This window comes from Streptomyces sp. LARHCF249 (assembly GCF_052871255.1).
Genome location: NZ_JBIXJQ010000002.1, coordinates 509,119 through 519,691, shown reverse-complemented (window position 1 = coordinate 519,691; position 10,573 = coordinate 509,119). Strand labels below are relative to the sequence as shown.

10 protein-coding genes are annotated in these 10,573 nt (G+C 69.8%); 4 read left to right on the top strand and 6 right to left on the bottom strand.

The genetic code is table 11. The annotated features are described in order from the left end of the window. Window positions 1–105 precede the first annotated feature (105 nt). From ACIPUC_RS07200 to ACIPUC_RS07180, 5 genes are all read right to left on the bottom strand, one after another. A complete protein-coding gene (locus ACIPUC_RS07200) occupies window positions 106–1,221 on the bottom strand; it encodes a DUF475 domain-containing protein (RefSeq protein WP_446587190.1) in 1,116 nt (371 codons plus the stop codon). Window positions 1,222–1,246: 25 nt separating this feature from the next. Further along, on the bottom strand, window positions 1,247–1,822 hold the full coding sequence (locus ACIPUC_RS07195; RefSeq protein WP_446587188.1) for a TerD family protein: 576 nt from the start codon (window positions 1,820–1,822) through the stop codon (window positions 1,247–1,249). A gap of 172 nt (window positions 1,823–1,994) precedes the next feature. Further along, window positions 1,995–2,570, bottom strand: coding sequence for a TerD family protein (locus ACIPUC_RS07190; protein WP_008739115.1), 576 nt, complete (start codon window positions 2,568–2,570; stop codon window positions 1,995–1,997). Between the two features lie 102 nt (window positions 2,571–2,672). Continuing rightward, a complete protein-coding gene (locus tag ACIPUC_RS07185; RefSeq protein ID WP_446587187.1) occupies window positions 2,673–3,131 on the bottom strand; it encodes a peroxiredoxin in 459 nt (152 codons plus the stop codon). Window positions 3,132–3,287: 156 nt separating this feature from the next. Next, a complete protein-coding gene (locus ACIPUC_RS07180; RefSeq protein ID WP_069920150.1) occupies window positions 3,288–3,716 on the bottom strand; it encodes a DUF3052 domain-containing protein in 429 nt (142 codons plus the stop codon). Between the two features lie 458 nt (window positions 3,717–4,174). Here ACIPUC_RS07180 and aceE point away from each other — a divergent pair, with 458 nt between their 5' ends. Beyond that, window positions 4,175–6,907: a pyruvate dehydrogenase (acetyl-transferring), homodimeric type gene (gene aceE, locus ACIPUC_RS07175; RefSeq protein WP_446587186.1), complete on the top strand. Its 2,733-nt coding sequence runs from the start codon at window positions 4,175–4,177 to the stop codon at window positions 6,905–6,907. A gap of 99 nt (window positions 6,908–7,006) precedes the next feature. After that, window positions 7,007–7,795 (top strand): ion channel, encoded by a 789-nt coding sequence (locus ACIPUC_RS07170; protein WP_446587185.1) that lies wholly within the window; start codon window positions 7,007–7,009, stop codon window positions 7,793–7,795. A 12-nt stretch (window positions 7,796–7,807) separates the two neighbouring features. Here ACIPUC_RS07170 and ACIPUC_RS07165 read toward each other — a convergent pair whose 3' ends face one another. Then, window positions 7,808–8,188, bottom strand: coding sequence for a peptidase inhibitor family I36 protein (locus tag ACIPUC_RS07165; RefSeq protein WP_446587184.1), 381 nt, complete (start codon window positions 8,186–8,188; stop codon window positions 7,808–7,810). Between the two features lie 324 nt (window positions 8,189–8,512). Here ACIPUC_RS07165 and ACIPUC_RS07160 point away from each other — a divergent pair, with 324 nt between their 5' ends. After that, a complete protein-coding gene (locus ACIPUC_RS07160; protein ID WP_446587183.1) occupies window positions 8,513–9,205 on the top strand; it encodes a TetR/AcrR family transcriptional regulator in 693 nt (230 codons plus the stop codon). Between the two features lie 182 nt (window positions 9,206–9,387). Continuing rightward, window positions 9,388–10,539: an alpha/beta hydrolase gene (locus ACIPUC_RS07155; protein WP_446587656.1), complete on the top strand. Its 1,152-nt coding sequence runs from the start codon at window positions 9,388–9,390 to the stop codon at window positions 10,537–10,539. The last annotated feature ends 34 nt before the right edge of the window (window positions 10,540–10,573 follow it).

Below are 10,573 nucleotides of genomic sequence, written 5' to 3'. Positions count from 1 at the left end.
CCCCCCCCCCCCCCTGCCGCCGCCGGCGGGGGGGGGGGGGGGGGCGCGGGGCGGGCCCCCCCCCCCCCCCCCCCCGCCATGGAGCGTTCCGCATTACCGCCGCGGTCATGCCTCGGCGGCGGAACCCTCCAGTTCCAGGCGCTTGTTGCGGCGGACCGAGGACCAGAAGGACCACGCGATCAGCAGCACGCCGACGAGGCCGGTGATGACCTCGTGGATCTCGTACTGGATGGTGATGAGCAGGATCACGGCGAGCGCGCCGATGGCGTAGTGCGCGCCGTGCTCCAGGTAGACGTAGTCGTCGAGGGTGCCCTGGCGGACCAGGTAGACCGTCAGCGAACGGACGTACATGGCACCGATGCCGAGGCCGAGGGCCATGAGCACGATGTCGTTGGTGATGGCGAAGGCGCCGATGACCCCGTCGAAGGAGAACGAGGCGTCGAGGACTTCGAGGTAGAGGAACATGAAGAAGGCGGCCTTGCCGGCCATGGCGACGGCCGAGACCGGCTTGCCCTTCTTCTTCGCCTCTTCCTCGGCCTCGTGCTCGGCCTCCTCCTCTTCCTCCAGCTTGTTCTCGAAGTAGCCGGAGAGGCCACCGACGATCATGTAAGTGATCAGGCCGGCGACGCCGGAGATCAGGACGGTCTGCGCCTTGTCGATGTGCAGGCCGCCGTGCTGGTGAGCGTTGACGGCGAAGGTCATCGAGCTGACGAGCAGGACGATCAGCGCGATGCACGCCGACAGCATGTCGATCTTGCCGAGCTTGGCGAGCGGACGCTCCAGCCAGGCGAGCCACTTGATGTCACGGTCCTCGAAGATGAAGTCGAGGAAGATCATCAAGAGGAACATGCCGCCAAAGGCCGCGATGGCCGGGTGGGCGTCCGTGACGAGCTGCTGGTACATGTCCTTGTCGGTCAAGGCCAGGTCGACGGCCTCGATGGGCCCGATCTTGGCGCTGATCGCGACGATCGCGACGGGGAAGACCAGCCGCATGCCGAAGACGGCGATGAGCACGCCGATCGTGAGGAAGATCTTCTGCCAGAAGGCATTCATCTTCTTCAGGATTCCGGCGTTGACCACCGCGTTGTCGAAGGACAGCGAGATCTCCAGGATGGAGAGGATCGCGACGATCCCAAATCCGGTCCACCCCCCGTAGAACACCGCTGCGACCAGACCGAGCGCAGTGACTGCGAACGACCAGCCGAAGGTTTTGAGAACCACTGGCACCCCATCGTCTTGTACGGCTTTACGAAACGTTGACCCCGAAGTCTAGAGCGATGCCCCTGAGCCCCGACGCGTACCCCTGCCCCACGGCGCGGAACTTCCATTCGCCCCCGTACCGGTAGACCTCGCCGAAGATCATCGCGGTCTCGCTGGAGGCGTCCTCGGACAGGTCGTAGCGGGCCAGCTCCTGGCCGTCCGCCTGGTTCACCACGCGGATGAAGGCGTTGCTGACCTGGCCGAAGCTCTGCCGACGGCTGTCCGCCTCGTGGATCGAGACCGGGAAGACGATCTTGTCGACGCGGTCCGGCACCTTGCTGAGGTCGATGATGATCGACTCGTCGTCGCCGTCACCCTCGCCGGTGAGATTGTCACCCGTGTGTTCGACGGAGCCCTCGGGGCTCTTCAGGTTGTTGTAGAAGACGAAGTACTCGTCCCCCAGCACCCGGCCGCTGTTGCACAGCAGCGCGCTGGCGTCGAGGTCGAAGTCCGCGCCCGTGGTCGAGCGCGCGTCCCAGCCGAGGCCGATGAGAACCCGGGTCAGGTTCGGTGCGGCCTTGGAGAGGGAGACATTGCCCCCCTTGGCGAGTGTGACGCCCATGTTGTGGTCCTCCCCGGACGACGGTGTACCTGCGTGACGGTGTACCTGCGTGACGGTGTGCCGTGTGCGCGTCCCGGAGCGGACCGGCCGTGGGACCGGTCCGTACGGGCCGCAAAGCCGGTCCGGCGCCGTACACACAGTGCACGGCGCCGGACGGTGAACTGCTCTGGGCTCAGACGTTGACGCCGAAGTCCTGCGCGATGCCGCGCAGGCCCGAGGCGTAACCCTGGCCGATGGCGCGGAACTTCCACTCCGCGCCGTTGCGGTACAGCTCGCCGAAGACCATCGCGGTCTCGGTCGAGGCGTCCTCGGAGAGGTCGTAGCGGGCGAGCTCGGTGTTGTCCGCCTGGTTCACCACGCGGATGTACGCGTTGCGGACCTGGCCGAAGCTCTGCTGGCGGCTCTCGGCCTCGTAGATCGAGACCGGGAAGACGATCTTGGCGACATCGGCCGGGACACCGGCGAGGTTCACCTTGATCGCCTCGTCGTCGCCCTCGCCCTCACCGGTGGTGTTGTCACCGGTGTGCTCGACCGAGCCGTCGGGGCTCTTCAGGTTGTTGAAGAAGACGAAGTTCGCGTCGCTGGCGACCTTGCCCTGGTCGTTGGTCAGGATCGCGCTGGCGTCGAGGTCGAAGTCGACACCGGTGGTGGTGCGAGCATCCCAGCCCAGACCGACGATGACCGCCGTCAGGTTAGGCGCGGCCTTGGTCAGCGAGACGTTGCCGCCCTTGCTGAGGCTGACTCCCACGGGTCCTCCATTGGGTTCTGTGTGGGGCGGTGCCCCGTCGTGCGGTTGCTATCGGATCAACGTTTCGATCCTAGTGACGGGTTCCCGTCCCACAGGGGGTTTTCAGAGGCTGTCCAGCGCCCTGATGTACTCGTTCAGGTCACGCGCGTCGGGCAGCCCGTTGACGACAGTCCAGCGCACGACGCCGTCCTTGTCGATGATGAAGGTGCCGCGGACCGCGCAGCCCTTCTCCTCGTCGAACACCCCGTACGCGCGGGAGGTCTCCCCGTGCGGCCAGAAGTCGGACAGCAGCGGGTAGTCCAGGCCCTCCTGCTCGCCGAAGACGCGCAGGGTCGGCACGGAGTCGTTGGAGACGGCGAGGAGCTGGACCTCGTCGTTCTGGAAGCGCGGCAGCTGGTCGCGCAGCTCGCACAGCTCGCCGGTGCAGACGCCGGTGAAGGCGAACGGGTAGAAGAGCAGCACCACGGCCTTCTCCCCCCGGAAGTCGGACAGCCGCACGGTGGCGCCGTGGTTGTCCTTGAGCTCGAAGTCCGGGGCCTTGTCGCCGACCTCGATCGCCATCTCTCGCATCCCTTCGTTCCCGCAATCCTGGATCGCCCGCAGTGGGCCGTTCGGGTGAGGCACAGCCTAGGCGGGGCGGGGCCGGGAACGCACACACCCCGCCGACCGGGGTCGACGGGGTGTGCGTGGTGTCCGCTCGGAAGCGGGGGGCGCGGCTTAGCGCTTGGACTTGACGGCCGTCTTGGGCGTCACCAGCTTGGTGGCGGCCCACTCCTTGCCCACGGGAAGCCCCTTGGCCAGCGAGAGGCCGGCGGTCTCTGCGGCTTCCTTGATGTCGCTGGCCTCGACGTAGCCGGGGCGGCCCGTCTTGGGGGTCAGCAGCAGGATCAGTGCGCCGTCCTCGATCAGCTCGGTGGCATCGACCAGTGCGTCCGCCAGATCGCCGTCGTCCTCGCGGAACCACAGCAATACGGCGTCCGCGACGTCGTCGTAGTCCTCGTCGACGAGGTCGCCGACGAGCTCATCAACGACATCGCGGAATTCCTGATCGACGTCGTCGTCGTAGCCGATCTCCTGGACCACCTGTTCGGACTGGAAACCCAGCCGGGCGGCCAGGTTCTCCGCGTGGTCCGCGGTCGCGCTCACGGGGTGCCTCCTGCTCATGTTCGGTGAATGTCTTCGGCGGCGCGCGTACGCGCAGCATTGGACGTAGTCCACACGGGCGCGGCGGATCGCGCAAGTACCCGGCCGCCGAGACCGTCGAAACGGTGACGATTGCGGCCGTCTCGCCGCAACTTTCAGCCTCCCCGTGCGGGGCTCTGGTGATTCATCCCACACCATTGCGGCTCATTCGGCATCATCGGCAACGCCTTGGGACTTTCCTACCTGTTTGAGGGACGAACGTCCTTACGAGTTTCTCGGCGGGGCGTGACCGACCTGGGCGTAAGGTTGCGATTTGGCCGGGACGCCCTCGGATCGCCCACCCCTGACTTCCTGCCGTCTCCAGGGATTACCCAGCGGTAAAGATGACGATTTCGGCCGAGCGTAAGACCATGGGAGGCGGCGAACCCAAGGCACGACTCCCCCGACAGCGAAGGAACAGCGTGGTTTCCGCATCCGATCGCAATCCGATCATCATTGGCGGCCTGCCCAGTCAGGTCCCGGACTTCGATCCGGAGGAGACGCAGGAGTGGCTCGACTCCCTGGACGCGGCGGTCGACGAGCGGGGCCGTGAGCGTGCCCGTTATCTGATGCTGCGGCTGATCGAGCGGGCCCGCGAGAAGCGCGTGGCCGTGCCCGAGATGCGCAGCACGGACTACGTCAACACGATCGCCACCAAGGACGAGCCGTTCTTCCCCGGCAATGAGGAGATCGAGCGCAAGGTACTCAACGCGACCCGGTGGAACGCGGCCGTCATGGTCTCGCGCGCCCAGCGCCCGGGCATCGGGGTCGGCGGCCACATCGCGACGTTCGCCTCCTCCGCGTCCCTCTACGACGTGGGCTTCAACCACTTCTTCCGGGGCAAGGACGAGGGCGACGGCGGCGACCAGATCTTCTTCCAGGGCCACGCCTCCCCCGGTATCTACGCGCGCGCCTACCTCCTGGACCGGCTCTCCGAGCAGCAGCTCGACGCGTTCCGGCAGGAGAAGTCGAAGGCGCCGTACGGCCTTTCGAGCTACCCGCACCCGCGGCTGATGCCGGGCTTCTGGGAGTTCCCGACCGTCTCGATGGGCCTCGGCCCCATCAGCGCGATCTACCAGGCCCGGATGAACCGGTACATGGAGGCGCGCGGGATCGCGGACACCTCCAAGTCCCACGTTTGGGCGTATCTCGGCGACGGCGAGATGGACGAGCCGGAGTCGCTCGGCCAGCTGTCGATCGCCGCCCGCGAGGGCCTGGACAACCTGACCTTCGTCGTCAACTGCAACCTGCAGCGCCTCGACGGCCCGGTGCGCGGCAACGGCAAGATCATCCAGGAGCTGGAGTCGCAGTTCCGCGGCGCCGGCTGGAACGTCATCAAGCTGATCTGGGACCGCTCCTGGGACCCGCTGCTGGCCCAGGACCGCGACGGCATCCTGGTCAACAAGATGAACACCACCCCCGACGGGCAGTTCCAGACGTACGCCACCGAATCGGGCGCGTACATCCGTGAGCACTTCTTCGGGGACGACCAGCGGCTGCGGGCGATGGTCGAGAACATGACCGACTACCAGATCCAGCACCTGGGCCGCGGCGGGCACGACCACAAGAAGGTCTACGCGGCGTACGCGGCGGCCAAGGCCCACAAGGGCCAGCCGACGGTGATCCTGGCCCAGACGGTCAAGGGCTGGACGCTGGGCCCGAACTTCGAGGGCCGCAACGCGACGCACCAGATGAAGAAGCTGACGGTCGACGACCTCAAGCGCTTCCGCGACCGCCTGCACATCCCGATCACGGACCAGCAGCTGGAGAGCGGCGCGCCGCCGTACTACCACCCGGGCCCGAAGTCGCCCGAGATCCAGTACATGCACGACCAGCGCAGCTCCCTGGGCGGCTACGTGCCGACCCGCGTGGTGCGCGCCAAGCCGCTGCAGCTGCCGGACGACGCGACCTACGCGGCCGCCAAGAAGGGCTCGGGCCAGCAGTCGATCGCCACGACGATGGCCTTCGTCCGCATCCTGAAGGACCTGATGCGGGACAAGGAGATCGGCAAGCGCTTCGTGCTGATCGCGCCGGACGAGTACCGCACCTTCGGCATGGACGCGTTCTTCCCGAGCGCCAAGATCTACAACCCGCTGGGGCAGCAGTACGAGGCGGTCGACCGCGACCTGCTGCTCGCGTACAAGGAGTCGCCGACCGGCCAGATGCTGCACGACGGCATCTCGGAGGCGGGCTGCACGGCCTCGCTGATCGCGGCGGGTTCGGCGTACGCCACGCACGGCGAGCCGCTGATCCCGGTCTACGTCTTCTACTCGATGTTCGGTTTCCAGCGCACGGGTGACCAGTTCTGGCAGATGGCCGACCAGCTGGCGCGCGGTTTCGTGCTGGGTGCGACCGCGGGCCGGACCACCCTGACGGGTGAGGGACTCCAGCACGCCGACGGCCACTCGCAGCTGCTGGCGTCGACGAACCCGGGCTGCGTCGCGTACGACCCGGCGTACGGCTACGAGATCGCGCACATCGTCAAGGACGGTCTGCGACGGATGTACGGCCCCGATTCCGAGGACGTCTTCTACTACCTGACCGTCTACAACGAGCCGATCCAGCACCCGGCCGAGCCGGCGGACGTGGACGTGGACGGGATCCTCAAGGGCATCCACCGGGTGTCGGCGGGCACCTCGGGCGCCATCGGGGCGCAGATCATGGCCTCGGGCGTGGCGGTGCCGTGGGCGCTGGAGGCGCAGCGGATCCTCGCGGCCGACTGGAACGTCCGGGCGGACGTCTGGTCGGCGACCTCCTGGAACGAGCTGCGCCGCGAGGCCGTCGAGGTCGAGGAGCACAACCTGCTGCACCCGGAGGAGGAGCAGCGCGTCCCGTACGTGACGCGGAAGCTGTCGGGCGGGGAGGGGCCGTTCGTGGCGGTCTCCGACTGGATGCGGGCGGTGCCGGACCAGATCTCGCGCTGGGTGCCCGGCCCGTACACCTCGCTGGGCGCGGACGGCTTCGGCTTCGCGGACACCCGTGGTGCGGCCCGCCGCTTCTTCCACATCGACGCCCAGTCGGTGGTGCTGGCCACGCTCACCGAGCTGGCCAAGGCGGGGCAGATCGACCGGTCGGTGCTGAAGCAGGCCGTGGACCGGTACCAGCTGCTGGACGTCACGGCGGCGGACCCGGGCGCGGCCGGCGGCGACGCCTGACGCCTGCCGCGGGGCCGGCCGGCCCGTCCACGAGTGAGCGAGGTGCCTCCGGCTCTGCCGGGGGCACCTGCGCTTTAGGCGTTCCTTACGATGCTCCGCATGAAGGAACCCTCCCGCCAGCTGCTCTGGGAGCGGCGGAGCCAGACCCCGCTGCTCGTCCTCGCCGTGTGCTTCGCCGTCGCGTACGCCGTTCCGATCGTCCTCCCCGACGCGAGTGCGCAGGTGCACCGGGCGTGCACGCACGCCGAGTGGGTGGTGTGGGGGGCCTTCGCCCTCGACTACCTGGTCCGGCTGGGTCTCGCCCACGACCGCCGGCACTTCGTACGGACGCACTGGCTGGACCTGTGCGCCGTGGTGCTGCCGCTGGTGCAGCCCCTGCGGCTGCTGCGGCTGGTGTCGACGCTGCTGCTGGTGGGCCGGCGGGCCCGGATGGCGCCGCAGATCCGGCTGACGACCTATGTGGCCGGAGCCGTCGTGGGGCTGATGATGTTCGGCTCCCTCGCGGTGCTGAGCGTGGAGCGGGACGCCCCGGACGGGAACATCAGGAACCTGGGCGACGCGGTGTGGTGGTCCTTCACCACCATGACGACGGTCGGGTACGGCGACCACTCCCCCACCACCGGCCTCGGCCGGGTCCTGGCCGTCGGGCTGATGCTGTCCGGGATCGCCCTGCTCGGTGTGGTGACCGCGAACATCGCCGCCTGGTTCATCGCCCGCTTCGAGCGGGACGACCGGGCGGAGCGGCTCCAGCTGGCGGCCATCCAGGAGCTCCACGCCGAGGTACGGGCGCTGCGCGCCGAGGTGGCCCGGCTGGGCGGCCCGCCGGCCGGGCACCCGGGGGCCCCGGCGCCGCGCGAGGCGGTGGCAGGGACCCCGGACCGGCCGTAGGGCCTGGTTCTCCTAGTTCTCCCACACCTTGAACGCCCTTACCTGGTAGGGGGACTGGGGCAGCCAGACCCCGTCGCCCGAGTAGGTCTGGAACTCGCCGGTCTCCGCGCACACGGCCGACTGGTAGGTGGTCACCGGGCGCCCGGTGCGGTTGGCGAGCGACTGCGCGCTGGTTCCGGCGGGCAGCGCGGTGCAGCTGTTGATCTCCAGGGTGCTCAGTTCGTGGGTGTGCCGGGTGCCCTTGAACTCCGGTTTCGCCCACAGGCACAACTGCCCGGTGGCGCATGGCCCGAGGGTCGCCGGGGCCGCGGCGTGCGCGGAGCCGCCCGTGCTCGGGATGAGGGCGGTCAGGGCCAGGGCGACGACGGCGAAAGCGGTGCTCCACGTACGCATGACGGGTCAACTCCTTGTGGACGGGCGGCACCCGGACCGTTTCCGGGGCTCCGCTGACACCACGCTGACCTGCGGATACGGGAGGGCGGAAGGGGGCCCGGCCGGGTCCACCCTGATAGGCGACAGCCCCGCCGGAACCGTCCGGCGGGGCTGTCGTACGTACGGAGTTGACGCCTCCGGCAAGGCCTGGCGGACCTGTTCCCGGCCGATGACGTGTCCCCGAACGAGTTGCCGTCCCTTCACCAACGGCTTAACGGGACGGCCGGTGTCAGTGAGGTCACAGGTAGCCTGACCGCCCACTCGGCGTCAGAAAGGAGCCCGGCGGTGAAGACCGACGAGCGGACGGCACCGGCCGCACCGGCGGTGGCCGGACTGCGCGAGCGCAAGAAGCGGCGCACCCGGGACGCGCTGCTGCGCGCCGCCCTGCTGCTCTTCGTCTCCCAGGGGTACGACGCCACCACCGTCGACGAGATCACCGACACCGTGCACGTCTCGCAGCGGACCTTCTTCCGCTACTTCGCGAACAAGGAAGAGGTCGCGTTCGCCGTCCAGGACCTGGTCGAGTCGCACTTCTTCGCCGAGCTGCAGGCCCGGCCGGCCGCCGAGGGCCCCCTCGAGGCGATGCGCGGCGCGGTGCTCGCCACCTGGGACACGCTCGAGCAGGCCCTCTGCGACGTGGTCCCCGTCGACCTCTACATGCGCAGCTACCAGTTGATCGAGTCCACGCCGGCCCTGCTCGCCGTGCACCTGCGCCGCTCCACCGGCCTGGAGGAACGGATCTCCCGGCTGATCGCCGTCCGCGAGGGCCTGGACGCGGACGCCGACCCGCGCCCGCGCGTGGCCGCCGCCGCGTTCTGCGGCGTGATGCGGGTCACGGGGCGGCTGTGGGGGCGGGGCGAGGACACCAGCGTGGCCGCGATCCGGCGGATGACCGAGGCGTACCTCGACCAGATCGGCCCTGCCCTGGCCGGAGACTGGCGCCGCGCGCCCGCCGAAGGCCGGGGCCGGGCCGGCTGACCGGTGATCAGCAACCGTCGGTGCGGCCGCACCCGGACGGCCGTGACACCCGTCACCCTGCACGCCCCGGCCCGAAGCGGTCTCCTACGCTGGTCCCAGTGAACCTGTCCGGCCATGCCCTCCCCACCGCACACGGCGCCGACCCGCGCCCCGCCGCCCTGCGCACCCTGCTCGCGCTGGCGGTGGTCTTCGTCATGCTGGCGACCACCGGTTGGACGGCCGTGCACCGCCCCGAGGGCGGCACCCCGCTGCGCGCCGCCGCCCTCGCCGCCTGGGCCCAGGCCCGCATCGACGGACGGCCCGTTCCGCCCGCGGACGCCCCCGCACGGACGGTGGCCCGCTTCTTCGACGGGCTCGACGGCGCCCAGCGGGCCCGGCTCGCCGACGGCTACCCGCTGGTCGTGGGCAATCTCGACGGGGCCCCCGCCGCCACCCGCTACCGGGCCAACCGGCGCGGCCTGGAGCAGGCCGGGCAGGTCGAGGAGGCCCGCAGCCACGACGTGGCCCTGGCCCCGGCCGACCGGGTCACGGCCACCCGGCGCTCCCACCGCTTCGCCTCGCTCGCCGACCCCGGCCGGCAGATCCTCGCCTTCGACCCCACCGGCGGCGGCCTGGTCGCCGAGGTCTTCGGGGACCTCGACCGGGCCCGCCGGGTCTCGGTGGTCGTGCCCGGCGTGGACACCGACGCCGTCACCTTCGAGCGCACGCAGCGCAAGTTCACCGCCCCGGTCGGCATGGCCCAGTCCCTGTACGACGCCCAGCGCGCGGCCGCCCCGGACGGCCGGACCGCGGTCATCGCCTGGGCCGGGTACAACGCGCCGGCCGGGGTCGGCGTGGACGCCGCGACCGGCCGCATGGCCTTCGACGGCGCCGTCCGGCTGAAGGCGCTGACCACCGCCCTGCCCGGGAACTCCAGCGTGGCGCTGTTCTGCCACAGCTACGGATCGGTGGTGTGCGGGGTCGCCGCGCACGAGCTGCCGGGCCGGGTGACGGACGTGGTGGTGGCGGGCAGCCCGGGGATGCGCGCGGAGAACGTGGCCGGACTGCACACCTCGGCCCGGGTCTGGGCCACGCGGGACGAGGGCGACTGGATCGCCGACGTGCCGCACCTGGAGGTCGGCGGGCTGGGCCACGGGGCCGACCCGGTCTCTGCGGAGTTCGGCGCGCGGCTGCTGTCCTCGGCCACGGCCAAGGCGCACACCGGCTATTTCGAGCCAGGGACCGACTCGGTGGACAACTTCGCCAAAATCGGAACCGGCGCATTCGGTTCCGTCGTGTGCGCGACCGGGGACGACGCCTGCCGGGACGGTATTTCCGGCGCGGAGACCGACTGACGCGCGTAGAGGTCCGGAAATCGGGCCTCGCACC

Excerpts from the sequence above, each read along its gene's own strand:
- ACIPUC_RS07195 (WP_446587188.1), bottom strand. The coding sequence starts at position 1,822 with ATGGGCGTCACACTCGCCAAGGGGGGCAATGTCTCCCTCTCCAAGGCC.
- ACIPUC_RS07185 (WP_446587187.1), bottom strand. The coding sequence starts at position 3,131 with ATGGCGATCGAGGTCGGCGACAAGGCCCCGGACTTCGAGCTCAAGGAC.
- ACIPUC_RS07170 (WP_446587185.1), top strand. The coding sequence starts at position 7,007 with ATGAAGGAACCCTCCCGCCAGCTGCTCTGGGAGCGGCGGAGCCAGACC.
- ACIPUC_RS07165 (WP_446587184.1), bottom strand. The coding sequence starts at position 8,188 with ATGCGTACGTGGAGCACCGCTTTCGCCGTCGTCGCCCTGGCCCTGACC.